Origin of the sequence: Alteromonas hispanica, assembly GCF_010500915.1 — a bacterium.
Lineage (GTDB): Bacteria > Pseudomonadota > Gammaproteobacteria > Enterobacterales > Alteromonadaceae > Alteromonas > Alteromonas hispanica.
In genome coordinates this window covers 182381-208244 of record NZ_JAAAWP010000005.1, presented here as the reverse complement: position 1 = coordinate 208244, position 25864 = coordinate 182381, and the positions used below count along the sequence as shown (strand labels likewise).

The 25864-nt window shown below is 44.4% G+C and carries 25 protein-coding genes and 1 riboswitch; of the genes, 13 read left to right on the top strand and 12 right to left on the bottom strand.

Annotated features, from left to right (window positions below; all coding sequences use genetic code 11):
* Positions 1–7 precede the first annotated feature (7 nt).
* Positions 8–1207 carry a methyltransferase gene (locus tag GTW09_RS10135; protein ID WP_163111784.1) on the bottom strand — a complete coding sequence of 400 codons (1200 nt, stop codon included), beginning with the start codon at positions 1205–1207 and terminating at the stop codon, positions 8–10.
* 214 nt (positions 1208–1421) lie between these two features.
* On the opposite strand from GTW09_RS10135, the gene GTW09_RS10130 reads away from it, so the two are divergent.
* The 4 genes from GTW09_RS10130 to GTW09_RS10115 all read left to right on the top strand — a co-directional run bounded on the left by GTW09_RS10130 (position 1422) and on the right by GTW09_RS10115 (position 3943).
* Positions 1422–2093 (top strand): alpha-ketoglutarate-dependent dioxygenase AlkB family protein, encoded by a 672-nt coding sequence (locus tag GTW09_RS10130; RefSeq protein ID WP_163111783.1) that lies wholly within the window; start codon positions 1422–1424, stop codon positions 2091–2093.
* A 24-nt stretch (positions 2094–2117) separates the two neighbouring features.
* Positions 2118–2438 carry a BolA family protein gene (locus GTW09_RS10125; protein WP_163111782.1) on the top strand — a complete coding sequence of 107 codons (321 nt, stop codon included), beginning with the start codon at positions 2118–2120 and terminating at the stop codon, positions 2436–2438.
* A 125-nt stretch (positions 2439–2563) separates the two neighbouring features.
* Complete coding sequence (locus tag GTW09_RS10120; RefSeq protein ID WP_163111781.1) at positions 2564–3262, top strand: phosphatase PAP2 family protein; 699 nt, start codon at positions 2564–2566, stop codon at positions 3260–3262.
* Positions 3263–3316: 54 nt separating this feature from the next.
* Positions 3317–3943, top strand: coding sequence for a nucleotidyltransferase family protein (locus GTW09_RS10115; RefSeq protein WP_203565707.1), 627 nt, complete (start codon positions 3317–3319; stop codon positions 3941–3943).
* Here GTW09_RS10115 and GTW09_RS10110 read toward each other — a convergent pair.
* Positions 3940–4227: a hypothetical protein gene (locus tag GTW09_RS10110; RefSeq protein WP_071978630.1), complete on the bottom strand. Its 288-nt coding sequence runs from the start codon at positions 4225–4227 to the stop codon at positions 3940–3942. The two genes, GTW09_RS10115 and GTW09_RS10110, sit on opposite strands and share 4 nt — an antisense overlap.
* A 328-nt stretch (positions 4228–4555) precedes the next feature.
* On the opposite strand from GTW09_RS10110, the gene GTW09_RS10105 reads away from it, so the two are divergent.
* Positions 4556–6121, top strand: a complete 1566-nt coding sequence (locus tag GTW09_RS10105) for a SulP family inorganic anion transporter (protein ID WP_071978631.1) — start codon at positions 4556–4558, stop codon at positions 6119–6121.
* Positions 6122–6339: 218 nt separating this feature from the next.
* Positions 6340–6711 (top strand): VOC family protein, encoded by a 372-nt coding sequence (locus tag GTW09_RS10100; RefSeq protein ID WP_071978632.1) that lies wholly within the window; start codon positions 6340–6342, stop codon positions 6709–6711.
* Positions 6712–6775: 64 nt separating this feature from the next.
* Here GTW09_RS10100 and GTW09_RS10095 read toward each other — a convergent pair whose 3' ends face one another.
* Entirely contained in the window at positions 6776–7015 is a 240-nt protein-coding gene (locus tag GTW09_RS10095; RefSeq protein ID WP_163111780.1) for a hypothetical protein, read from the bottom strand.
* Positions 7016–7218: 203 nt separating this feature from the next.
* On the opposite strand from GTW09_RS10095, the gene GTW09_RS10090 reads away from it, so the two are divergent.
* Together GTW09_RS10090 and GTW09_RS17760 are read left to right on the top strand one after the other, a co-directional pair.
* Positions 7219–8211, top strand: coding sequence for a glycosyl transferase family protein (locus tag GTW09_RS10090; protein ID WP_163111779.1), 993 nt, complete (start codon positions 7219–7221; stop codon positions 8209–8211).
* 189 nt (positions 8212–8400) lie between these two features.
* Entirely contained in the window at positions 8401–9780 is a 1380-nt protein-coding gene (locus tag GTW09_RS17760) for a DUF4397 domain-containing protein (RefSeq protein ID WP_203565706.1), read from the top strand.
* Between the two features lie 140 nt (positions 9781–9920).
* On the opposite strand, the gene GTW09_RS10080 is transcribed toward GTW09_RS17760, so the two are convergent.
* The 5 genes from GTW09_RS10080 to ccoG form a co-directional block, all read right to left on the bottom strand.
* The gene (locus GTW09_RS10080; protein WP_163111778.1) at positions 9921–10523 is read right to left on the bottom strand and encodes an HD domain-containing protein; all 603 of its coding nucleotides are present in this window, start codon (positions 10521–10523) and stop codon (positions 9921–9923) included.
* A gap of 126 nt (positions 10524–10649) precedes the next feature.
* A complete protein-coding gene (locus tag GTW09_RS10075) occupies positions 10650–11282 on the bottom strand; it encodes a thiol:disulfide interchange protein DsbA/DsbL (RefSeq protein ID WP_071978636.1) in 633 nt (210 codons plus the stop codon).
* Between the two features lie 225 nt (positions 11283–11507).
* Entirely contained in the window at positions 11508–13448 is a 1941-nt protein-coding gene (locus GTW09_RS10070; protein ID WP_163111777.1) for a TonB-dependent receptor plug domain-containing protein, read from the bottom strand.
* 75 nt (positions 13449–13523) lie between these two features.
* Positions 13524–13826, bottom strand: a riboswitch (cobalamin riboswitch).
* 102 nt (positions 13827–13928) lie between these two features.
* Complete coding sequence (locus GTW09_RS10065) at positions 13929–14915, bottom strand: serine/threonine protein kinase (protein ID WP_163111776.1); 987 nt, start codon at positions 14913–14915, stop codon at positions 13929–13931.
* Complete coding sequence (gene ccoG, locus GTW09_RS10060; protein WP_071978639.1) at positions 14912–16342, bottom strand: cytochrome c oxidase accessory protein CcoG; 1431 nt, start codon at positions 16340–16342, stop codon at positions 14912–14914. The genes GTW09_RS10065 and ccoG overlap by 4 nt, the downstream gene beginning before the upstream one ends.
* A 598-nt stretch (positions 16343–16940) precedes the next feature.
* Here ccoG and GTW09_RS10055 point away from each other — a divergent pair.
* Entirely contained in the window at positions 16941–17240 is a 300-nt protein-coding gene (locus tag GTW09_RS10055) for a hypothetical protein (protein WP_338024943.1), read from the top strand.
* A gap of 126 nt (positions 17241–17366) precedes the next feature.
* Positions 17367–17840 carry a DUF3016 domain-containing protein gene (locus GTW09_RS10050; RefSeq protein ID WP_163111844.1) on the top strand — a complete coding sequence of 158 codons (474 nt, stop codon included), beginning with the start codon at positions 17367–17369 and terminating at the stop codon, positions 17838–17840.
* 98 nt (positions 17841–17938) lie between these two features.
* On the opposite strand, the gene GTW09_RS10045 is transcribed toward GTW09_RS10050, so the two are convergent.
* The gene (locus tag GTW09_RS10045) at positions 17939–19699 is read right to left on the bottom strand and encodes an acyl-CoA dehydrogenase family protein (protein WP_163111774.1); all 1761 of its coding nucleotides are present in this window, start codon (positions 19697–19699) and stop codon (positions 17939–17941) included.
* A gap of 191 nt (positions 19700–19890) precedes the next feature.
* On the opposite strand from GTW09_RS10045, the gene GTW09_RS10040 reads away from it, so the two are divergent.
* Together GTW09_RS10040 and GTW09_RS10035 are read left to right on the top strand one after the other, a co-directional pair.
* A complete protein-coding gene (locus GTW09_RS10040; protein WP_163111773.1) occupies positions 19891–20640 on the top strand; it encodes an SDR family NAD(P)-dependent oxidoreductase in 750 nt (249 codons plus the stop codon).
* 56 nt (positions 20641–20696) lie between these two features.
* Positions 20697–21575 (top strand): amidohydrolase family protein, encoded by an 879-nt coding sequence (locus tag GTW09_RS10035; RefSeq protein WP_163111772.1) that lies wholly within the window; start codon positions 20697–20699, stop codon positions 21573–21575.
* Positions 21576–21664: 89 nt separating this feature from the next.
* Here GTW09_RS10035 and GTW09_RS10030 read toward each other — a convergent pair whose 3' ends face one another.
* The 3 genes from GTW09_RS10030 to GTW09_RS10020 form a co-directional block, all read right to left on the bottom strand.
* Positions 21665–22849: a mandelate racemase/muconate lactonizing enzyme family protein gene (locus GTW09_RS10030; RefSeq protein ID WP_071978643.1), complete on the bottom strand. Its 1185-nt coding sequence runs from the start codon at positions 22847–22849 to the stop codon at positions 21665–21667.
* 180 nt (positions 22850–23029) lie between these two features.
* Positions 23030–23797 (bottom strand): class II aldolase/adducin family protein, encoded by a 768-nt coding sequence (locus GTW09_RS10025; protein ID WP_163111771.1) that lies wholly within the window; start codon positions 23795–23797, stop codon positions 23030–23032.
* Between the two features lie 256 nt (positions 23798–24053).
* The gene (locus GTW09_RS10020) at positions 24054–24425 is read right to left on the bottom strand and encodes an NUDIX hydrolase (protein WP_338024942.1); all 372 of its coding nucleotides are present in this window, start codon (positions 24423–24425) and stop codon (positions 24054–24056) included.
* 378 nt (positions 24426–24803) lie between these two features.
* Here GTW09_RS10020 and GTW09_RS10015 point away from each other — a divergent pair, with 378 nt between their 5' ends.
* Positions 24804–25853: an efflux RND transporter periplasmic adaptor subunit gene (locus GTW09_RS10015; protein WP_163111769.1), complete on the top strand. Its 1050-nt coding sequence runs from the start codon at positions 24804–24806 to the stop codon at positions 25851–25853.
* Positions 25854–25864 lie beyond the last annotated feature (11 nt).

The following is a 25864-nucleotide window of genomic DNA, read 5'->3' as shown; positions in this document are numbered from 1 at the left end:
AGTAAAATTATTGCTTTGCGGTGCTAAAAATAACGAATTTTTTGTCGCTGGCAAGTATATCAACGCCGCCGAAGAGTTTTTTGAGTTTTATGTGATAATCGAGGTGACGGTTCCCCACCACAACTAAGTGTCTGCCTCTTACCAGTAAATCTCGAGAATCAATAAACATTTGCCATGCAATATGGTCGGTGATCACATTTTGCTGATGAAAAGGCGGATTGCATAAAATCTTTGTAATGGCGGGTGTGTTGGGTTCGGTAAGCAGACTTTCCAAACAGTTGGTAGCAATAAAGGTGCATTGGTCTATTTTGTCTGGATGATTATTCAACACATTTTGACGGGCACTTTCTAGTGCCATGTAAGACTCGTCGGTAAAAATCACCTTACAGTCTGGCGCTAAGGTTAATGCGTTTATGCCCAAAACACCGTTACCACAGCCTAAATCAACCACAGTATCGTTACTACTTACGGTCATGTGCTTCATCATAATTCGAGCACCAATATCTAACGACTGGCGAGAAAAAACGTTGGCTTCATTGTCCAAAGTCATTTTAGCGCCAGTAGTGCCTTTACATTCCCATCTAGTGGGGTAAGGGGAGGGGTACTGAGGAATATCCAAATCGGGGCGACAAAATACCAAGCGCGATTTCTTTTTAGCTAGCGACGTGCTGGTGGGGCCAATATATTTTTCAAACAAAGCCAGTACCGATTTGGTGATAGCCTTGGCTTTGCCGCCGGCAATAATTTGTGTGTCGGCAGAAATATAGCGCTTTAAGTCAATTAATTGCTGCTCTAGCAAGGCTAGCGCGCGCGGCACTTTGATCATTACGATAGAGGGCGAAACGGCGGGAGAGAAGGTTAAGCTATCTACACTGGTGATAAAATTAATGTCTTTAGTTTGCTCTGAACTAAGCGCATTTCTCATTAAGTTTTCTTGTAAAGAGCGACGAGAAATATAAGAGTCTGATACCCAGGTTGGATTAAGATGTTCAAACCAGCAGCCAAGTGCGCCAAAGTCATCGTTAAAAATCATTAGCCCAGTATTATCTGAATCTGGTGAAATAACATTGTCGTTCAGCAGTGATTCTACGTGATCGATAAGTAACTCATCGGCGCTATCCCATGCCTGCAAACTGACATGCTGGTGTTTCTCAGGGTAACGAATTAGCGACAAATTGCGATCTGCAAAGATAAATTCTGTATTCATTCAAAAAGCTCTGATAACAAAAGCAGCGATGAACTAGTAATGTATACCGTGCTTTTGAATTAGTAATGGCTAAAGAATACCATTTCGTGAACCAAAAGAGCATGATCAGATTACGTCAATCTGCGTAAATACAGACATCGCGAATGTAATTCACTTATGCATTTATGCCTTCATAAGAAGGCCAACTTGCCTTAAACGGAAGTCAAATAGATTTATGCCACCAAGCAATACCACAGGCGGTGATAGGCAGTTTTCGCTATTCGAGCAATTAGACATCGCTGAAAACCCAAAAAAAGCGATGCGTTTGCCTCTGCCTGAAGCAGATGTAATCTACTATCCGGCGTTTTTAAACCCAGATACTGCAGACGCTTTCTTTAAGGCACTGCAGAACGAATTGCCGTGGCAGCAAGATTCTCTGCGTATGTTTGGCAAGACTATTCCCATACCACGGTTGCAAAGCTGGCATGGTGATCCGGAGTGCACATATACTTACTCTGGGCTTACTATGCCGCCAAATCCCTGGACAGCTACACTCACTGATGTTCGAAACCGCTGCAACCATGTGTGTAAAACGCGTTTTAATAGCGTGCTTGCCAACTGGTACCGCCATGGTCAAGACAGTATGAGTCTGCACGCTGACGACGAGCCAGAGCTTGGGCCTAACCCAATCATTGCGTCTATTACTTTGGGCGAAGCCAGGCCTTTCATCTTTAAACATAAAGAAACGAAAGTACGCCACACGCATGTTTTAGAGCACGGTAGCTTACTAGTTATGGCAGGAGCGACGCAGAGTCATTATTTACACGGTATCGCGAAGACGGTAAAACCAATAGATGGTAGAATTAACCTTACGTTTAGGCGGTTAATCGTCTCCAATTCAATGTAATTTTTTTCACAGGGTTTGTCAGTTATGCAGGTAAAAGCCTTTTTAGAGTCGACTATCACCGAAGCGATATCACCAAGCTATTTAGAGGTGGTAGACGAAAGCTTCATGCACAATGTTCCTGAAGGAGCACAAAGTCATTTTAAGGTAACAGTAGTAAGCGATACTTTTGAAGGAAAACGTCTAATTGCTCGGCACAGAGAAATAAATGCATTGGCTGCAGAAGCGCTAGAAGGGCCGGTACATGCTCTAGCATTGCATACTTACACGCAAGAAGAATGGATAAAGCGAGGTGGCGAACCGCTATCATCTCCAAATTGTTTAGGCGGCAGTAAATTAGATAATTAAATTAGATAAGAAAATACCGACACATGTGAGACCGGCTTTATTAGTGCCAGTTCTTCTCGGTGTCAGTCTTTTTCGGTGAAAGGACCTTTTGCAGTCATCCTTTTCAAAATAAATGGAAGTAAGCAATGAAACAAAACAGTGAAGTTGGTCATTATATCGATATGCTAAAAACACCGTCTGTGCAGGTTATTTTGTTAGGCACCTGTTTTGTGTTGGTGATGCTTTTTGTGCATCTCGGTGTGAGTCAGTCGATGGATGAGGCGCTATACGCTAGCTTACAGCTGAATACTGACGCGCCTAAATGGGTCGCTGATGTGCTAAGAGATATCACTGCACTTGGAAGTAATACGGTGTTGTTATTTGTTGCTGTCGTGGTAGTGGTTGGTTTAGCAATGCATAAGCAGCGAAATAAAGCCTATACGTTTGCGCTGGCTGTATTACTAGGTTTGTGTATAGCGTTTGCCTTAAAAGCAGGTATAGATAGACCGCGTCCGCCACTGAGTCAGCACAACGTAGATGTTTACACGCAAAGCTTTCCTTCGGCTCATGCTACACTATCTACGCTAGTTTACTTTTATCTTGCCTACCTATTGTGTCACTTTTCTTCCCATCGCAAGGTAAATGCCTTTACCTATTTTGCTGCCGCATTTTTAGTTTTTGCTATTGGGCTATCAAGGGTCATGCTAGGCGTTCACTGGCCTAGTGATGTGTTAGGTGGCTGGTTCGCGGGTGGCAGCGTGGTTGCTATTTGCCTGTATATTATTAAATGGAAGCAAAAGCTTCACATCAGTAAAACAGAACCCGTGCAGCCAAAAGAACAGTAATTGAGTGATTGAAATGATGAAGTGCACAATATAATGATAAGCAGTTCGATAAATATGAGCAGTTCGCAATATCACCAAAGGGTTTGTCATCTTATTGAGGGCGATGCGTTTCGTATGGAATGCTTGCAGGCGCTTGAGCAGCTGGCTTTGCCGCAGGGGTATATTGGAGCAGGATTTCTGCGAAACGCCATATGGGATGATTTACATGGCAAAAAAACTTCTACACCCCTGAACGATGTTGATGTTATTTATTTTGATGCTCACGTTTCAAACACAAGCTTTGTTTCAAACATAAGCCATACTTTGAACCCAAGCGATTCTGTAAACAGAGAACGCGAACAAGATTTAGCTTTCCAAGAGCAACTTAATGCCTTGTTGCCCGATGTAAATTGGCAAGTTAAGAATCAAGCTCGTATGCATGTTTTGCATGATCATGCCCCGTACAAAGACTGTGAGGATGCCATCTCCTATTGGATAGAGAGAGAAACCTGCGTTGCGATAGCGCTATCGACCGTAAACCAATTCGATATTTTGGCGCCTTTTGGTCTTGCACATAACTTTAAGGGGCAGATTAGTATTAACCCTAAACTTCCTCGGTACGAGATTTTCAATAAACGGGTAACAGACAAAAAGTGGTGTGACATTTGGCCACAGCTTAAAGTGGTCGCGCCACGGGCTTAGTTTCTTACCACCCGCAAAAACCAGCCTACAAACAGTGAAATAAGTAAACCGAAAAAGGCGATAAGTACGGTAATGGTTAATAGCTGTCCTGAGAAGTCGGCGCTTTCCCCCGTTTGTTCACTTACTAACATTCCAGAGGCTTGAAAGATAAAAAGGGCGGCTACAGAGAAAAGCAAAATAACACCGGTAGAGACCATTGTTGCTTTCCAGTACGCCTTTGGAGAAACCCAATGTATCGCTCCTGCGACTAAAACACATAAAATCGTAAGGATATAGGGAACCACATTAACTCCTAGTTGTTTGTAGAAATAAGTGCTGAGAATTCAAATGTTATTGACGCGTCTGTGCCAATCAGTGCGCCTATTACACGATGCCATGTTCGCGATGTTTTGTCAGCAAGTTAGGCAAATAGTTCACTACGCTGGCTAAAGTATAAGCAATTGACTAGAAGAGAAAGCTCGAAAGAGGGAGCAGTACGGTTAACATTCTATTAAAAGATTTTAAGCTACAATGGTGATAGAATCGCCAGCAAATTTCCAGCAAGCCCTTAGGTGCACACACAAGTGCAGTTACAAGGGGTTGTGTTTTAAACGTCTTACACTCTGAGAGAACATGTTCGATTTAATAACCAGTAAAGATAGCAACGTAAAAAATGACGTGCTTTCGGGTATAACTGTTGCCTTAGCGCTCGTCCCCGAAGCGGTAGCCTTTGCCTTTGTTGCCGGTGTAGAGCCCATGATTGGTTTATACGCTGCATTTATGATGGGGCTGATTACCTCTGCCATTGGCGGTAGACCAGGTATGATTTCAGGTGCAACAGGGGCTATGGCCGTTGTTATGGTTGCACTTGTTGCGCAGCATGGTGTGCAATACCTTTTTGCAGCCGTTATCCTAGCAGGGCTGCTGCAAATACTCTGCGGCGTGTTTAAGCTCGGTAAGTTTATACGCTTGGTGCCTTATCCGGTGATGCTGGGCTTTGTGAACGGGCTTGCTATCGTTATTTTCCTAGCTCAACTTGGACAGTTTAAAGTGGTTAACTCACTTGGCGAGTTGCAGTGGATGCAGGGTTCAATGCTGTACTGGATGTTGGGTCTTGTAGGCCTCACCATGGCGATTATTTATTTGCTGCCAAAGCTTACCAAGGCCGTACCTGCGTCTTTGGTGGCTATTGTAACGGTCACCGCTTTAGTGCACGGTTTAGATTTAGAAGCGCGTACGGTTATCGACTTTGTAAGAGATTTACTACCTGCTGATCAAAAAGACAGCGCTACCTTGGCGGGCGAGTTGCCAACCTTTGCTATTCCAATGGTGCCTTTCACTTGGGAAACGGTAATGATTGTGCTGCCAACGTCTATCATTTTATGCTTGGTTGGTCTTATCGAATCACTGCTTACTCTATCGCTTATTGACGAAATGACCGATACCCGTGGCCGCGGCAATAAAGAGTGTGTCGGGCAAGGCGTTGCTAACACCGTTAACGGTTTCTTTGGCGGCATGGGCGGTTGCGCCATGATTGGTCAAAGCATGATCAACATTAATTCTGGCGGCCGCGGTCGTTTATCCGGAATAAGCGCAGCATTAGTGCTTCTTGGATTTATTCTATTTGCAGCGCCGCTTATTGAAATGATTCCATTGGCAGCTCTTGTAGGTGTTATGTTTGTGGTAGTTATTGCTACCTTCGAATGGGCATCGTTCCGCATTGTACGTGGTGTCAACAAAGAAGATGCATTTGTGCTTTTCTTAGTTACCGGCGTGACGGTGATAGCCGACTTGGCCATTGCGGTAGTGGTAGGTGTTATCGTATCTGCCTTAGTATTTGCTTGGAAGCACGCCCGTCACATTGCGGTGAAAACTCATATTGATGGCGACGACTGGAAGGTTTACGAGTTAGAGGGGCCGCTTTTCTTTGGCTCGGTCACTCACTTTAAAGACTTATTTGATATCGCAAACGACCCGGAAGATGTGGTTATCGATTTCAAAGAGTCTCGTATTTGGGATTCATCGGGTATCGACGCGCTAGACACGCTTGCAGATAAGTACCTTGAACAAGGTAAAAAGCTTCATATACGTCATATCAGTGACGAGTGCAGAAGCTTGTTGCGCAAGGCCGATAAGTTTGTAGAGATTAACGTGAACGAAGACCCTCGTTATCGCGTTGCGACAGACAAGCTAGCCTAAGGTTCTTATCAACATATTTGATTAATTGCCCAAAGGCATTCGCTGGCGCTGATGTTGACGCAAGAGACACATCAGAGACATATAAGAGCTAAGTGAAAAACACAAAACCGCACCCGTGCAAACGCGTGCGGTTTTTTATTAAATATTCCTCACTGAACGATATCCATTTTGCCACCGTAAGTCATATCACTAATTACTTTCTTGTTAAGGTAGGTTTTATGATTAATTACATTACGTTAGGCGTGAGCGATATTGAAAAGTCAGCCTCATTTTACGAATCTTTGCTGGAAGACTTTGGCGTTAAGCGCTTGGTGAATATGGATAGAATTAAATACATCGGCAAATCGATGAAAGAGCCCATGGTTGCAGTGTGTATTCCATGGGATGAGAAAGAGCCGTCACCAGGCAACGGCAACATGTTCTCTATCGCACCGGGAAATAAGCAAAAAGTAGACAGAATGCATGAAAAAGCACTTTCTCTTGGTGCAACATGCGACGGCGCGCCAGGACAACGAGTACCAGGAAAGTTTTATGCGGCTTACGTAAGGGACTTTGATGGTAACAAAATTTGTTTTAACTTTTTCGGCTAGCTAGGCGTACCGATATACGCTCAGAATGCGCTCAAAGTACTGGTGGGACACAGCACAAGCAAGCCTAAGCTGCCTGTCGCGGCGCCTGTATCATTTTTAGCATAAAGCGCTGTCTTTCATCGAGGGCCCGCTCTTGCTCCGCTCGAGTAACGGCCTGATTAAACCGTTTTGTCCAACGGTTGTATTCATTCACCGCTTCTAAGTCAAAAGAACGGCCTCTGAACATAGCGCTCAATGTGTTTAGGTTTACCAATGCTTGCTTGGTCAAGCGCTGCTTTCCGTCAAAATATCTTTTGTAGTTCATGTCTAACGCCCTTTATGCCGGTGATATAGCTGTATCGGCGGAAGTATATTTTGCTAAAGCTATTTATAGTAATTCGTCCACAGACAGATAACGGTGTTTGAAGGTTATACAGATTGTTGTCAGAGGCTAAAATTGGTTTATTAAGGGCAAAAAATGATATTCTCTTTTCACTGTGTACGCTATCGAGATTCAATTAAAACACCATGCAGCTACCTTTTAGTGACTACATTAAAATTATTGGAAAAGGCCAGCGGGGCGGTCGAAGCCTTACTCGCGAAGAGGCGTATCACGCCATGAAAATGGTACTTGCAGATAAAGTCACCGGCGATCAGCGCGGCGCTTTTTTAATGTTACTGCGTACTCGGGAAGAAACGCCTGAAGAAGTCATTGGCTTTGTGGATGCGTGCAGAGAACTTATCGAGCCTGAAGTAAAAACTCTGGCTCCAGTGCTAGATATTGGCTGTTACGCTGGAAAACGCCGTCAGCTCCCGTGGTATTTACTTGCCGTTGCAGTGCTTGTTAAAAATGGAATGCGAGTAATGCTGCACGGTGCTCATGAACCTGGCTCAGGCCGTTTGTATGCCAGTGCAGCGTTACCCTTACTAGGCTTGCCTGAGGTACACAGTATCAGCCAGGCAAAACAGCAACTCGATGCACAGGGAGCGACCTATTTAGACTTATCATATCTGCTGCCTGCTCTTAACAGTATTATTAAGTTGCGAGAGGTGTTTGGGTTACGCTCTTGCGCGAACACACTGGCACGCTTGTTAAATCCCACTGGCGCCAAATTCTGTGTTCAAGGGGTTTACCATATGCACCTCGATCACAAACATTGTAGGGTGAACGAAAATTACGAGAACATAGATGCCCTGTGCTTTCGCGGTGATGGCGGCGATCCTGAAGTCAATGGCGAGCGTGAAACAGAGTTGTTTGTTACTCGAAATGGTAAAACGGAAGAATATCAGTTGCCCGTTATCGCTAAACGCTGGGCGCTAAAAGACAAAAACATGGCAGCTAGCGATATGCTAGACGTGTGGCATGACAAGGCAAACAGTGATTATGGAGAGCAAGCTATTGTTAGCTCATTGGCAAGCTACTTAGTTTTGCTTCGCAGCATTGAGGTAAAAGATGCCGTTGAGCAAGCCAACATACTTTGGCATGAGCGTGATAAAGCCAACCTGCCGTTTAGTGTTTAAAGCAATTAGTAGCTTCGACGCATAAGAGCTAAACAAACTCCTTATTAAATGTGCGTAATAATCGATTATTTTAGAACCAATTCGCCGTCTTCCACTGTAACCATTCACTAAGGTTATGCACCTATTTGCTCACCTTAAGCATCTAAACCGTAAGGTTGCGGTTTCCACACGTGTGACTAAGGAAGAATTGTGAATATCAAACAAAAATTAGCACTACTACTTACCCCTCTTTTTTTACTCGCCTGCAACGATGACAGCGACGATTACACTGACGATGATGGCGTTAGCGAGGTTGTTGAAACCGCGAGTGTTAGAATTGTACATGCATCCCCTGATGCCCCAACTGTGAACGTAACCGCTAATGGCGAGCTACTCGGGTTTCTGACGGGAGTAGATTATCAACAAGCATCAGAAAGTTTAAGTATTGATACGGGGGCAAGCTACGATATTGCCGTAGAAGCGAATACACCTGCTGGGCCTGTTGAAGTATTGAGTCTTGATCTATCACCGGACGCCGACGTCCTTTACAACGCCATTGCAGTTGGTAGCGTAGTGGATGAAACTTTGGAGCTATTAACACTTGCTCAGCCAAGTGAAACGTTAACGGAGGGGAATGTACGAGCAACAGTGGTACACGCGGCAGAAAACGCCCCGGCAGTTGATGTGTATATCACGGCCTTCAACGACGATTTAGACAGCGCTCAAGCAAATGCAACTCTCGATTACAAAGCAAACTCTGGAAGCATTGATGTGCCTGGAGGGGAATATCAAATACGTATTACTGCTGCAGGTACAAAAACAGTGGTGTTCGACTCTGGTGCAATTGAATTACCCGCAAACAATGAGCTTTTGGTGTTAGCCACCAGTAACGTTGCCCCGGGAAACTCTCCAGTTGCGCTAACTATTTCAAATGGCGCATCGTCTTCGGTAGTGTTAGACACAAATACACCAGCAGCTCTAAGAGCCGTTCATGGCGTTGCTGATGCTCCAGCTGTGGATATTATCGCTAACAACACAATTGAGCTTTTTGACAGCGCGATCTACACCGACGTAACCGACTACTTAAACGTGGAAGCGGGTGACTATAACATTGATGTTGCAGTCGCATCCGACAACTCAACTGTGGCAATTGACGATGCCAACGTAAGTTTGGAGGCGGGGGTATATTACACAGCTATTGCTAATAATGAGCTCGCTACTATCGATTTGGATCTAATAACTGAAAATACACGACGAGTGGCGACCGCTGCACAAGTTCGCATTTTCCATGCGGCATCGTTAACCTCGGATATTGATATTTACCTTACCACCGATGGTGAAATTGCCGATGTAGCCCCTGCTTTTACCGACATTCCTTATTTAGACGGCGACTTAGCCGACACCGGGTATGCTCAGATTAGTGCAGGTGACTATGTTGTGACCGTTACACCAAGTGGAAGTAAAACTGAAGTTATTGAAACCGGTGTGTTGTCATTGCAAGCGAATAAGCTTTACACCGCATTTGCCGTAAATGGACCCAATGCAGGAGACGCTCCCGTGTTGCTGCTTGCCGATGATTTTGTTGAGTAAAAATATAATTCGATATACACCACTATCAAGGGTGTAAAAAATGATTTTGCGCTGCTGTTGTGCGCCAAATCAGCTCTTGTCAGACAGGCGCCTACAAGCAGCGCCTGTCTGCATATCGCATCGAGTTGGGCGAGTACACATTAGCGAGCAGTTGAGTCAATCAGCCACGCATTTTCGACGGCGATGTCCAGTTGCTCATTGACATAATTCCAGAGGGCCGGCGCACAGGTTTTCAGGTGAGCATTGCGCTTTTCTATTTGCTGACGCGAGATCTTATGGGTTGTCCAGCTGCCACCTTTGGCATTCATATTTTGAAACACGGGGAGCACCCTATCCATAGCCTTCGCAAACTCAGCGTCTGGCGTAGCTGCGTCTTCAAATTCTAGCCACAGCTGCAGCATAGTTTCATCAAGCGGTGGGGGAAGAAGGCCAAATATCCGTTTTGCCGCTGCCATTTCTTTTTCAGCCTGAGCCGCGTGATCCTGCTGAGTGTTAAAGGCAAACATATCGCCAGCATCTATTTCCACCACATCGTGAATGAGGATCATTTGTATCACTCGCTGGATGTCGATAGGTTTTGCTGCATATTGGCTTAACATCGAGGCCATTAGAGCCACATGCCAGCTATGCTCGGCAGAGTTTTCTTCTCGGTTGTTATCAGCAGGTAGGGTAATTTTCCGTTTTACCGCCTTCAACTTGTCAAGTTCACAGATAAAGTCTGCAAACGAATCTACGGGTGTCATAACGTCTCTTATTTAGTGAAAACCGGCTCAGTAAACCATAAGCCAATAAAAAATGAGCGCTGTTACGGCGCTCATTTTGTCTTTCGTCTTGCGCGGTTTTACATACCGCACAACGATTAAGAAAAATTATTTCTGTTCAGATAACCACACAATCAAATCTGCAATATCATCAAAAGACATGTCAGATGTGAACGTAGGTTGATACTTGCCATTGATAATAAAGCTTGGAACGCCGGTTAAGTGTTCGCGGTTTTCATCGATTTGCTGCTGGTTTTTACGCAACATGCTGTTTACACCAAAGCTTTTTGCAAGTTTGTCGAACTCTTCGCCGTCGGCGCCGTTTACAACAAAGATATTACGCAAGTCTTTCAAGTTGGTAATAGATGCTTTTTGCTTATGAATGTAGTTGAAAATAGCACCATTCATTGCATTTTCTTGTTTCATAGCTCGGCCAATAAGCATGGCTTTCGTTGCCGCGTCTTGAACATCAGGGCCAGTGAAACGCATGAAGTTCACGTGTACTTTGTTAAACGAAGTACCGTCACTTTTCTTTTGCTTTATTTGTTCAACAATTGGCTCAAATTGAAAGCAGTGCGGACACCAAAAAGAGAAGTATTCAGTAATAACTGGCTTATCAGTGGCTTCATCATTAATGACTTTATAATGCGTACCTTCTTTCCATTTTGTGGCTGGCTCTTGAGCACAAGCCGCTAACGGCAAAAGCATTGCCATGACAAACATTACTGCAAACTTTTTCATGGAATAAGTTCCTTTGTATTAAAAATATAAACTTTCAAAAGATTATCACAGGCTTTATGCGTTAACTAGAGCGTGCCCTAGTTTCAACGACCAGCAAGCGAAAAAATACAACGAAATAATACCAGGTAAAACTTAACCCTTGATGAACAAGCATAAAGTGAAGTTTAAGACGCTTACTAATAGGTGGTGTAAGCGCCGATATCAACAGTTAAGCAACATACTTCGTTAAGGTGTGTAGTTTACGGTTACCAAAGCACGACGTTCCTGACCCACATACCCAATAATATCTTCGTATTCAGTGTCAAATAGGTTATTCACCTTCAACGACAACTGCCATTCATTACTAATACGGTAGCTTACATTAACGTTAGTAAGTGTATAAGCCGAAAGTGCAAGCGTTTGTGAAGGTGCGGGGAAGGGGGGAAAGAATGTATCAAACCGCGTCCCTGTATAAGTCAATTTCGTATAAAAACTGAATTTATCAAGCCCAAAATCGGAGGAAACCGTTAAAGCTCCTTGATGACGGGCGCGACGAAGCTCAGTTGTATTTACAGCATCAACATCTTGCTGCGCATTAAGGTAACTGTATGAGCCCGTAACACTCACCATTTCCCCGCGCCAATTAAACTCTGCGTCTACACCGTCTCGTTGGCTTTCACCGTCAATGTTATCCGCGGTAAATGCGCCAGCGGCCGGGTCGAAAACGAAGCCGTTTATTTCATCTTCAAGCTGGGTGCTATATATGCTTACCTGTGTCGAGAGTGTTTCCCAGCGTGTCTTGATACCGACCTCGATTTCTTCACTTTTTTCAGGCATCAGGTCAGCATTGCCGATAAAGCTGGCGGGCGTAAATCCGAATCGCTCTGTGAAAGTGGGGGTTTTAACCGCCTTTCCGTAACTGGTGAAAACAGATACGTTATTGTGGACTTGCCAAGTCAATCCGGCGCGATAGCTTGACGCATTGTCAAACTCACTGTTGTTGTCGAATCGAGCACTTAGAGAAGTGAATACATTATCACCAAGGTTCCCGCTTGCTTCCCCAAATGCACTGTACGTTTTATCTCGCTGCGCTTGATTAGGGTCGCCAAATACCACAGGACCGCGCTGAGAAAATAACCGCTGTAAATATTCAGCCCCCGCCGCCACGTTCCAGTTATCGAGTCTGTAAAAATGGGTCCAATTGAATTCTACGCGTTCTCCCGTAGTTCCCCCAACATCGTCACCTGATGCTGTATTATCATTCTTATCCTTTCGATACTGTGCAGTAAGCGCTGAGTTGTAATCCGAATCGTGGGGCTGATACTCCCACTTAAGCTTTGAACTAACTTGAAAGCCTCGTGTTACATTATCTGAATCTGCCGGCAGGCCGGTGCTGAGGAAGTCGGTAGCATCGTAGTCGTTCTGATAATCTACCGCGCGAAGATACGCGTTAAGTAAGTGTTCGCTAGAGGCTTCAAAACTCACATTAAGACCCGCTGTAAGGTTGTTGTAACCATCGTCTTCATTGCCGACACGAGAAATGTTGTCGCCGTCTGTTTGCAAGTAGCTGGCGTAGGCGTTAAGGCCAAAGTCATTATGCTGCGATGCAGCGTTAACACTGCCTTTATAAGTGCTTTGCGTACCCGCACTTGCCGACATGCTTACGTTTTTCGAAGGTTGCTGCGTCTGCCCGGCTTTGGTAGTGATGCTTAAAACGCCGCCAATAGCACCACTTCCCCAGCGGGCACTTTGCGGGCCTTTTAAAAGCTCAATTCGAGTCACGTTTGCGGCAGTTAAATGCGCAAGGTCAATTAGGCTTCCTTGACCAATATCATTGGCAATAACGCCATCTATTAGCACCAATAAGTGGTTGGTTTCGCTACCTCGCACCCTAACTTCTGTGAGGCCTCCTGGGCTACCAGATTGAGACAAGCTTACACCGGGTAACCCGCGAATAAGTTCGGTAAGTTGCAGGGCCCCCGATGCTTTAATATCGCTTTCAGTTAAAACCGATACTGCCGCTGGAAGTTTGGTCAGTTCTATGGGTAATCGGGTGCCGGTGACAGTCAGTGTTTCTATATCGTCAGCAGTAGATTGTGCAAATGTTGGTGTTGAAGAAATAAAAGCAAGTAGCGCTGCGCTTGCTGCAGCTTTAGTAAATGCAGTGTGTGTAAAAGATACGTCCATAATCAAAAATAATCTCTTATGTACTCCACCCGAGTACATGATTTAGCGGAAGCGAGAGGCAATGCAAAGCATTACCTAAGCCGTGAAGCACAGGCCGGTATCCGGGCTCTCTCGTTAGTCGCTCACATAATTGAAATCAAACTAATAAAATCACTAGCATAAAAACATATCTGAGGAGCTGTAACTCTTTTGCCTTCCCATCTAATCAGCAAACATAGCGCTTACGTTATAGACAGTGGCGTTTGAAAAGACATACTCGTTGAGTATTGAGATTACCGTTGCGGGGGCAGCATCAGCATCACACTGATTTCCCGTTTAACACAATCACTGGCATCTTGTTGATGTTAACCAACTGACACCGGTTCATGGGCACCTACGCGGGGGGGAGTATATAGCCTTTATTTAAGACTTTATATACTCCAAGCTGCTATATTCTGACGTGGAACGGCAGAAAGAGCCTTTAGTGAACACGTTATGGGATTACATTCCAAGCTTAAGCGGGGGCTCTTGAAGTGCAGACATTTGTTCTTTCAAGGCTAATATTTGCCCTTCCCAATATTTATCTTCAGCAAACCATGGAAAGGCGCGGGGAAAGGCCGGATCTGACCAACGGCGAGATAGCCATGCCATGTAATGAACCATTCGCATGGCTCTTAATGGCTCTATAAGCGAGAGTTCTGCTTTATTGAAGAGCTGAAATTCTTCATAAGCTTCAACTAATGTGTCAAGTTGCAATAGCTGCTGTTGTCTGTCGCCGCTTAGCATCATCCACAAATCTTGGATGGCAGGCCCCATTCTGCAGTCATCTAAATCGACAAAAGTAGGTCCATCTCGCCATAAAATATTGCCCGGGTGGCAATCACCATGAAGACGTATAGGCGAAGAAACGTTTTTATACGCTTTTTGTGTAGCTTCAATAACAGGGTTAAGAATAGCGAAAAAAGCGGTTTTTAAACCCTCTGGCAATAACTCGCTCTGCTCAAGAATTTTTTGCGGCTCTAATAAATAGCTCTCTACATCAATAGCGGGGCGTGAAGTGAATGGCGTGGCCTGCGCTGTTAGATGTATTCGGCCGATAAAGCGCCCCATCCATTCCAGCTGATCTAAATTGTCATTTTCAAACTGTCGGCCTCCCACTGAGGGAAAAAGGGCAAAGCGGTAGTCGGTATCAACAACTTTATGATGATGCAATGTGTTCCCATTGAGTGCCATGGGGGCGACAATGGGAATTTCATTGTCAGCCAGCTCTTTAGCAAAACTGTGCTCTTCTTGAATTTGTTCGTCAGTCCAGCGACCTGGCCTGTAAAACTTCACAACGTAGCGCTTGCCGTCTTCAGCAATAAACTGATAAACCCTGTTTTCATAACTGTTAAGCGCGAGTAGTCCGCTTTGAAGAAAAATGCCCTGGGTTTCCAGGGCATCTAATATCGTATCTGGGCTTAAGCCCGAGAAGGAGAAATCTGTCATCGATAAAGAAACTTAGTTGGCTCATCAACGGTTACCGTCTCACCATTTACGGTAACAGTAACACTGATGAATATGTCAGTGACAGTATCTTCCAGATTATAGGCGTCTGTTGCAACCGATATCGGTGTTGAGTAAACCGCGCTACCCTCTACCTCAAACTCTTGTTTACCAATATATTGATAATCGGGTAGCCCTTTTATTTCAACCGTATAGCTTTGACGCTGTTGAGTTTTGTTCAACACCTTAATGGTATATACGTTTTCAATAAGCCCTTCATTGGTTTCGCGGTATAGAGAGTTTCTGTCGCGAATAATATCAACTTCAACAGGACTGCGGGTGTAGATATTCGCAAATAGAAGTCCGATCATGATGACGAGTACAACGAAGTAACCCACCAGCTTAGGTCGAATAATATTCGTTTTACCACCAGATAGCTCATGTTCTGAGGTAAAGCTAATTAAGCCTTTGGGGTAATTCATCTTTTCCATAACGCCGTTACATGCATCAACGCAAGCACCGCAGTTAATGCACTCGTATTGTAAACCATTGCGAATATCGATACCGGTAGGACAAACTTGTACACATAAATTGCAGTCTATGCAGTCGCCAAGCCCTTTCTGTTTAACGTCTTCATGACTGAGTTTGCGTGGGCGAGGGCCTCGTTTTTCACCTCGGGTGGCATCGTAAGATACGGTAAAGGTATCTTTATCGAACATCGCTGACTGAAAGCGCGCATATGGACAAATATGGGTACACATGATTTCTCGCATATAGCCCGCATTACCGTAGGTACAAACAGCAAAAAAGATAACTGAAAAGCCAGCCCAGAATCCTACATTGAAAGTGAAGAAGTCGATAAAGAGTGCGCCGATAGGCGTAAAGTATCCCACAAAAGTCAGTGCGGTTAACAGTGCAACAACAACCCATGCAGTGTGTTTAGCAGTTTTACGCATAAACTTATCGGCATCCATCGGCCTTTCATCAAGCTTCATGCGTTTGTTGCGCGGGCCTTCAAATTTTTCTTCAAACCAAGTGTAAATATACACCCAAGTAGTTTGCGGGCACATAAAACCGCACCATACCCGCCCAGCAAAGGTAGTAACAAAGAAGAGAGCAAAGGCTGACACAATAAAAATATAGGCCAACAGAGTTAGGTCTTGCGGCCACAGAGTTAACGAGAATATCGTAAACCGCTGTTCGCCAATATCGAGCAAGACAGCTTGTTGACCGTTGTATTGAAGCCAAGGGATAATGGCAAACAGGCCAAGAAAGATAAGCCCAAAAAAGCGACGAAACGATTCTAAAGGGCCTTTCACAGCACGCACATAAATACGACTGCGGGAATCGTGACGCTTCCCCTGACCTTCACCTTTTGGCTTGTGGACCTTTACCGGTGTTACGTTTTTAACCGGTATCTGTTCATTCATAAAATAACCTTAGCTAACATCTTTAAGTGACATAAGCAGTATAACAGCAAGAAGAATGTCATAATTAATGTAGATCAAGAATACTCATTATGATCGGTCCTTTTGAACTTTCAGTCAATACTGAAAGTTCAGAAATGTTCATTGAAAAATATGCCTTCGTTAAAATAAGTCAAAAATAGGGTCAACACACCCAAAAGCGTAGTTAGTAAAATACCAAACAGCTATATGCTCTGTGGGGCATAGCATTAAAGTTTTCTTAATAAGTTTATTTAATTAGTGAGGCTTATTTAATGAGAATTGCGGTGCAGTATGATCAGCAGCCATCTGAGCATGCTTGCTGGGCAAGCTAAGATAAATTTCATATACCTATGGTTGTTTTCCATACTGATGTATTACTATTAGTGTTCTTAAATGTAGAGAACATGGTGTAATATCACCGAATAGTTGAACTTTTAGTGGCTTTTTAGCCGTAAATTTCAACAAGACTTAGCTATTCAATTACGGTTATTTTAGAAAGGCTATGTAAGACATTATGTTACGTTTTTTCATTATTACTGCTGAAATTATTGTGCTCGTATTAATCTTACGATCGCCGTTCGTGCAGTATTTATTTGAAGATATTCAGCATTCTGTTTCCGACTGGTTTATTTCTATGTCTACTTTGCCAGAGCAGCGCGCGTTGAGCGGTTTGCGCAACGATATACTGCAGCAGCTAAAGCCATTAAAACCTTACCAACAAAACTATGTCGAACAAATAACCGTATCCACAGACAATGTTAAACGTTTTTACGCAACATACTGTGAAAAAGACGACATAAACCCCAACTTTTCGGGAACTAAACGTGCTCAGCTGTGCCATACCATCATGCAGTCTTCTCTGATGAGAAAGCCACAGTAAAGCGACAACAGGCCGAAAAACGTTTGCGAGAAGACCTTAACGAGGAGAGTAAACGTGAATAAGTTACCTATTTCAGCAACCCTTATCTATTCAGCGCTGTTCAGTAGCGCTTTAGTTTTTACCACCATGACGCCTGCTCACGCGGCTGAATTAAAAATAACATGGGAAGAACCAAAGTCTTATACCGATGTTAGGCCATCAAACGAGTCTCGTGTTCGTTTTCGCGAGCGCACTCTTGAGGAATTGGAATCGCATCTCGTGGAGTTAGCTGCGACGTTACCTGAATCACAAACTTTGACAATGGTAGTGACGAACATCGATTTGGCAGGGCAGGTATGGCCCAGTCAGTTTGTTGGCTTTGGTAATAACATGGGGCAAGACGTGCGCGTGATACAGCGTGTTGATATTCCACGCATGACGTTTAGCTATTCACTTACCGATAGCGATGGTGAAGTAATTAAAAGCGAAGAGGAATTTAGCCTTAAAGACATGGGGTTCATGGACACCAATATTCGCAATAATAGAAATGAAAATCTGTTTTATGAAAAAGCCATGCTTGATGACTGGTTTGACGACACGTTTGTAGAAAAAGAAAAGTAAAACAAAGTATAAACAAAGAGGCCGCGTTGCTTTAGCTAAACAACGCGGCCTTTTTTATTGGTGCAAAAAACTGATTTTAAGGACAGTTATTTCAGCGATTATAAATAATCGAACTCATCACCGCTGACGGCTAACGTACTTTCTGGTCCTGCTGTATAGGCTACTTTGTGAGCATCACGACGAGGTAAAATACGCTCCATATAAAAATCCCGTGTTTTTACCTTTGATGCCGCAAGTACTGCATTCTCTCCGCGCTGGGCTTTATCTGCCATGCTGTACCACAACACACCAATTAGAGAGTAAGCACTGTAGTTAAGGAAGTCACAGGCCGCTGATGCAGCTGTAGTCGCATCCATGCCCAAACAGTCAGCAGAAGAGGCGCGCCAGTCATCCAATAGTCCTTGAGCTAGGCCTTTGTCTTCTGCGTTTTCGATGTCTGCTACGAGTGCGTTAAACGCGTTGTAGGTAGACTCTAGCATTTGTCCGCCGTCGCGAGTAAGTTTACGTCCAATAAGGTCGAGCGCTTGAATGCCGTTTGTTCCTTCGTAAAGCATAGCAATACGAACATCGCGCACAAGCTGCTCCATGCCCCACTCGCGTATAAACCCATGGCCACCAAAGATTTGAACACCAAGGTTTGTAGTTTCAAGGCCCATATCAGTCATGAACGCTTTACAGATAGGCGTTAGGTATTGAAGCACATTCTCTGCGTTTTTCTGTTCTTCGCCGTCGGTGTGCTTTTCAATGTCCATAAACTTAGCGTAGAAAAGCGACAGGGCACGACAGCCCTCAATAAGCGATTTCTGTGTTAACAGCATTCGAGCCACATCTGGCTGAAACACGATTGGGTCGGCTTTGCCTTCTGGGTTTTGAATACCTTGAGGTGCACGAGACTGCACGCGCTCGCGGGCATATGTTAGTGCACCTTGATACGATGCTTCAGCTGCCCCCAACCCTTGCAAGCCAACTTGGAATCGTGCGTCGTTCATCATAGTGAACATACATGCCAAGCCTTTGTTTTCCTCGCCCACTAACCAGCCGGTGGCGCCGTCGAAATTCATCACACATGTTGGGCTAGCCTTGATCCCCATCTTGTGCTCAATGCTACCTACTGAAAGACTATTCGCTTCGCCCGGCTCATTGCTGGCATCGGGCAAAAATTTAGGTACTAGAAACAAGCTTATTCCTTTAACACCTTTTGGTGCATCAGGTAAGCGAGCCAGTACTAAGTGAATGACGTTAGAGCTCCAGTCGTGGTCGCCGCCGGTAATAAAGATCTTATTACCTGTAATTTTAAAGCTACCGTCTTCTTGCGGAAGCGCCTTTGTGCTTAACAAGCTTAAGTCGGTTCCCGCGTGAGGCTCGGTGAGGTTCATTGTGCCTGTCCACTCACCGCTAATTAGCTTGGCTAAATACTTATCTTTTAACTCTTTGCTCGCATGCTTTGTTACTGCCAGCGTGGCACTTTCGGTAAGCATGGTTGTTAAGCGCCAGCTCAAGTTGGCCGCGTTTAGCATTTCATGCACCGGCACTGCCATAGTGTAAGGTAAATCTTGACCGTCGTATTCTGCAGAGCCAAGCATGGCGTTCCAGCCATTCGCAACATACTCTTGGTAAGCGTCTGCAAAGCCTTTAGGGGTAGTGACCTTGCCATTTTCAAGTTTACAGCCTTCTTCGTCGCCTTCGCGATTAAGCGGAGCAACAACGTCCAAGGCAAATTTGGCGCCTTGGGAAATAATTTCATTTGCTAAGTCACTATCGAAATCGCTAATACCTAGCTTTTGGTAATGAGCATCAAGTCCAAGCCATTCTTTTAAAAGAAACTGAAAATCAGCGGTAGGGGCGTGGTGTAGAGGCATGGATGACTCCTTTTTCAAACAAGTGTTTTAATCTCGCTATTATAGCCATAAAACAAGTGGTCAGAGTAGTCCGTTAATCGAAAGTTAATAATAAATATTATTTATACCACTTGGCTTTTTCTTGCATTTATCCATCTCACTGGCATGCTAACGCCCTAAATAAGGCGACATAGTTAAGGCGTAAAAAGCGTATGAGTAATAATAGTCCAGTATGCGTAGTAACGGGAGGCAGCTTGGGAATTGGCCTTGCGGTATGTAAAACCTTTGCCGAAAACGGTTATCGCGTGGTCAATTTAGACATCAGGCCTTTTGATATCACGCCAGCTCATTGTGAATGGGTAAGTTGTGATGTTAGCAAGGTTAGTGATGTTGAAACTGCGTTATCTTCTGTTGCCAGCAAATATGAACGAATTGACGCGCTAGTGTGTAATGCAGGTAAGCACGTATCTGCCACTATTGAAGAAACCGATGAAGCCCTTCTAGACAGCGTGATTAATTTAAATATAAAAGGCGCTTACGCCGCAATTAAATACACATTGCCGATGATGAAGTTGCAGCAATCTGGCGCTATTGTGGTAATGGGGTCAGATCAATCTTTTGTAGGTAAGCAAAACTCTTTCGCGTATGGCTTAACAAAATCTGCATTAGCGTCTATGGCTAAAACAACGGCGCTTGATTACGCATCATTTAAAATACGTGTGAATGCTGTGTGCCCAGGTACGGTGGAAACGCCTTTATTTCATAACGCTATCGATAACTATGTGGCGAAATCTGGTGCAAATAAAGAGGAAGTGGTTGCTGAAGAAGCGTCAGCACAGCCATTAGGCAGGCTTGGGCAGCCAGAGGATGTTGCAGAACTCACCTATTTTTTATGCAGTGACAAAGCATCCTTTATTACTGGCAGCCTGTATGCGGTTGATGGCGGTTATACAGCGCAGTAGTGAATATGAATCATCATAATGCTGTTAGGCTGAGTATGAAAAGAGGGGAAGAAGATATGAAATGGATTGATCCACACATCCACCTTTTTGCACTAGCCCACGGACATTATGCATGGCTAAAGCCTGAAAACCCGCCGTTCTGGAGCGACAAGGCAGTAATAAATCAAACTACCTTAGAGCCTGAGCTGTACGAAGGAAACCGAAACCTGATCGCAGGGTTTGTGCATATAGAAGCTGGGTTTGATAACCATCATCCTTGGCGGGAAGTACAATTTTTAGAGCAGCACTGCAAAGGGCCATTTCGCAGCGTTGCCAATATTCATTTAACCGCAAATTCAGCGCAAGCAGATATCAATAGGCTGGTCCGCTTTCACTCCGTCGTCGGGTTACGCCATATTCTCGATGACGGTGCACAAACCATTTTGCGTTCGCCAAAAGCTTTACACACATTTAAATACATGGCGCAGCACCAGCTTTCTTTTGATGCTCAGTTAGATTTAACCGACACGGCAAGCGTCAGTGCATTAGTTAAAGTACTTGAGCAAGTGCCACACCTCACAGTTGTGGTAAATCATGTTGGAATTGCGCCCTCTAGCAGAGCCAATCTTGCTTATAAACATTGGCAGCATCATTTGCGAGAGCTTGGGCAGCACAATAAGTTGGCATTTAAATTTTCTGGTATGGAGATGCAGGAGAGGCAGTGGTCGTGGCAGTATGCGCATGGGGTACTTTGTGATGTTATCGAAAGTGTACCTTTAAGTAAGCTTATGTTGGCAAGTAATTTTCCGCTATGTAACTTAAGAATGCCTTATTCAGCGCTTCTTCGTGGCTACGACAGGTTATTAAAGCGCTTCGATCGCCAAACAGCCGAGCAGTTACGATATAGCAATGCTTATCGCTGGTACAAATTTACTCCGCAAGATTTTGAAGAATAACACGCGCTAATAAGAGCCGGTGAATTGAAAGCAAAGTGGCAACGCAATGTACCACTTCGCTTTTAAGATGCCTGTTTTAAAGGTAATAACTATTTTAGCTCGGTAACCGTCATATGTGGCGAGCGATACACAACTTCATCATTCAAATCGATTCCGATCCCTGGCGTATCTGGTGCTTCAATGAATCCGTTCACTGGCTGAGGATCTTGAATACACAACTCTCTATTCCACTCTTTTATGGCGTAGGTGTGATGCTCGTGAATTAAAAAGTTCGGTATTGCGGTCTCAAGATGTAAGCTGGCAGCGGTTGCTACTGGGCCGCCACAAACATGGGCCTGAATACGCACATCGTAAATGTCAGCATAATCGCACACCTTTTTCGCTTCGGTGAAGCCGCCACAAAGACCGACATCTGGTTGCAGTACGTCAATAGACTGATCTTCAAGATAAGGGCGAACATCCCAGCGATGATACAAACGCTCGCCGCCAGCAATAGGCACATTTACGTTCTTGGCAACTTTATCGTGAAGCTTTGAGTTTAAGTAGTTCACAGGCTCTTCGTAATACAAGCAGCCAATATCCTCTACGATACTACCTAGCTGAATGGCAGTAGAAGCGCCTAGTAAGCTATGACACTCGAAGATAATATCGCCATCGTCACCCATAACATCGCGCATTGCCTGTAGGCGGGCTCTAAATAGCTTGAGTTCTGGCTTAGTAAACAACTTAGTTCTGTCGAAATGGGTGTTGCCATCTTTGTCATAAACAATGGGGTCGACTTTAACCGCATCGTAACCGTCTTTAAGCGCTTTCTCTGTCGCGCGAGCGTAATCGGCAGGGTCGTTCAGTTTTGTAACTTCCTTATCCCAGTCAAACTGTAACTGACTGGCATAGCTACGCAGTTTGCCGTTTGTTTTTCCACCTAGCAGTTCGTATACCGGTAAGCCTAGTGCTTTCCCTTTGATATCCCAAAGCGCGGTATCTATGGCACTCATTGCAGAATAAAAAACAGGGCCGCCGCCTAACCCCCAGAAACCTTCACGTAGCATGCGTGACCATAATAGTTCGGTTTGAAAAGGATTAAAGCCAATGAGCAATGCCTCAGCAATTTCTTTTACCATGTGAGCAGCAGCGCTGTGTCCCCAGTCGTAAGCAAGACCCGCTTCACCCACACCGGTAATTCCCTCGTCGGTATAAACTCTTACAAATACAGGGTTCCACTGTGGGCGTTTTGGACATTGAATGTCGAATATTTCTACTTTGGTCACTTTCATAGTTTATGTTCAATTCCGTGTTTTAAGTCAATTTTGAGGATTTCCCTACGGAAACCTACCTTAAATGTCAGAGCGCCAACTCGTACTTTTTTAACTGCCTCGCCTTTTCCCTGCCTGTTATTTTGTGATAACAAGATAGCTTTTTGTGATGAGAAATAGCCTTGTAATCACAAAGACGCATTATTCACAGAAGCTTGGATCTAATTTGTAGGCTTTTCTAAGCATCGCTGGCCATGCTTTTTGGCCACCTGTCTCTCCGCTGTGAACAATGCTCGCTTGCTCATATATACCGTCGATAATGGGTTGAGGGATCTCAATCACTTCTTCATTAGACTGCATCAGCGCAAGTTGAATTTCACATGCTCTTTGTAAATCATAAAATCGCATAAACGCGTCACCTACGGTGGGGCCTAGAGTAAGGCCGCCATGATTGGGCAATAACATATGGTTAGTATCGCCTAAATCCTCTTGCAGACGCTTTCTTTCTTGGTCATCAACAGCCAGTCCTTCATATTTATGATAGGACAGCGATGGAAGAGAAAATAAAGAATACTGGCTCCAAGGTTTTAAGCCACCTTTCACCGAGGCAACTGAAATGGTGGCCAATGTATGCAAATGAATTACGCATTTTGCATCGTGACGCACTTCATGAATAGCGCTATGAATAGTGAAGCCCGCAGGGTTTATTCCATAAGGTGTATCATCGAGAATGTTACCGTCTAGGTCTACTTTAACGAGATTAGAAGCCGTCACCTCGTCGAAGCCTAAACCAAACGCATTCACCAAGTAATGTTCTGTTCCCGGCACTTTGGCTGAAATATGCGTATAAATGAGGTCGCCCCAGCGCATATCTGCTACCAGGCGATAGCAGGCTGCAAGATCCACTCGGGTTTGCCATTCTTGTTCTGAAACAGAATTTTTAAGACTTTGAGGCGGTAGTGAAAACACGCTTTACTCCTTGGGTAATCTTATCCCTGCACTTGGTAGAAAAAGTAGTGCAGGGCGTTGAAAGCGAATGTGAATTACAAATACAAGGCACAGCCATAGAATCGCTTTAACCGTACCGCAAAGATTACCAGTTCAGGCTATTTATCAAAAGCCAGAACTTCTTTGGATTTTGAATCACAAGCATATATAGCCGTTTTGATACATATGGCTGACATATATTCAGCGCAAAGATATGCTAATACCGATTTTTGCCCGTTTACTGTGGCGTAAATGCAATAAAACCATCTCTAAGTGAAACTAAATCGTCTGGGAATCGCATTGCGTTATGTTCTATAACAAAGGGGTCAATTTTTTCTACAGCCGTTACCTCAATTTTAGCCCATGCCGGTGGTGAAAAATTATCGGGAAAAGCGCCAACTCCTGCATCCAGGTCGCAGGCAAATACCGAGAGACCCCGCCGGGTTGTGAGCAAGTGTTTGCGAACAAAAACATTAAAACCGGTTTCTTCCCAGGTTTCTCTATGAGCGGCACAAGACAAAGATTCATCCTTATCGACCCCACCTCCAGGAAAATCAAGTTTGCCGGTTAGCCGATGCCTAATAAGTAACACTTTATTTTGAATTTTCACAAGGCAGGCTGCGGCGTTTGAGTTGACGGTATTATTTTGCGGTTGGGCAGTTTCAGTACTCAATTGCGTTGATTGTCTACAAGCGGGTTGGCTAGGAGTAGAGTCCGAGCAGGCAAAAAGCGTTAAAAGTGCCAAAATAGCTGATAAGCGAAAATAGAAAGTCATCGAAAAAGGTAGAATACCCTTATTAAAATAAAAACAAGTAATAGCGCCACAAAACCACCGCTCGCGCCTTGCACCAAAACGTGCCTAGGGTGCATATTGGAGAAGGTGTTTGAGATGCGTAGCCGAATGTGAATAGAGTGCTTTTTACTAAAATTGGCAACCACTTCGCAAACTACTTTATCACAAGGCGTTATTTTACCTATAGGAAAGGTTATGTCTTCACGTTTTTCTTTATCTCCACTACTCATTGGTGTTGCCCTACTGGCCGGCATTGTTGTCTATCTTAATTTACCCGAAGAAAGTGCTGAGCAACAAAATGCAGCAAAGGCCACGCCGGTCAAAACGGCATTGGCGAGTACACAAGCATTACCCATTACCATAGAGTCGCTAGGCACCGCGGTGGCGAACGAATCGGTAAACATCACTGCCCAAGTTACAGAAACGATAGCCAGTATCAATTTTGAAGACGGTGATAAAGTTGACGCAGGCACAGTACTTGTTCAGCTTAATAACTCGGAAGAACTCGCGCGTGTTGAAGAACTCAAGGCCAATATTGTTGAAGCAAAAAGACAATTCACCCGAATAGCTGATTTACGCCAAACCAATGCTACCTCTGAGCAGCTTTTAGACGAACAACAAGCCCGCGTAAAAGCGTTAGAAGCTCAGCTAGATATCGCAAAAGCACAGTTAGACGACTTGCAGGTTCGCGCTCCTTTTAGTGGTTTGCTTGGCAATAGAATGATCAGTAAAGGCTCACTTATCCAGCCTGGAAATACTATTACTACGTTAGACGACATCAGCGTGGTAAAAGTTGACTTTAGTGTTGCAGAAACGCATTTAGCGAGTGTTGCAGCAGGCCAGCGGTTAACTGCAACTTCAATTGCTTATCCAGGCGTAGAGTTCGAAGGCGTTATTAGTAATGTCGACACCAGATTAGACCCCGTGATCCGCGCCATTAATGTGCGAGCAGTCATAAAGAATAAAGACAACCGTTTACGCCCAGGTATGCTGCTAACCGTTACAGTAGAAAAGCGTGTTTTAAACACTCTCGTTCTTCCAGAAAAAGCACTGGTTCCCGTACAAGATAAGCAATTTGTTTATGTGGTTAAAGACGATGTGGCGCACCAAACAGAAGTGGTTATTGGGGAGAGAAGGCCAGGCATAGTCCAGATAATCAAAGGTGTAAGTGAAGGTGATGAAGTTATTACCGAAGGTACGCTGCGTGTGCGTGACCAATCTCCAGTCAACGTACTTAATCGATAGGGCGGCGCACC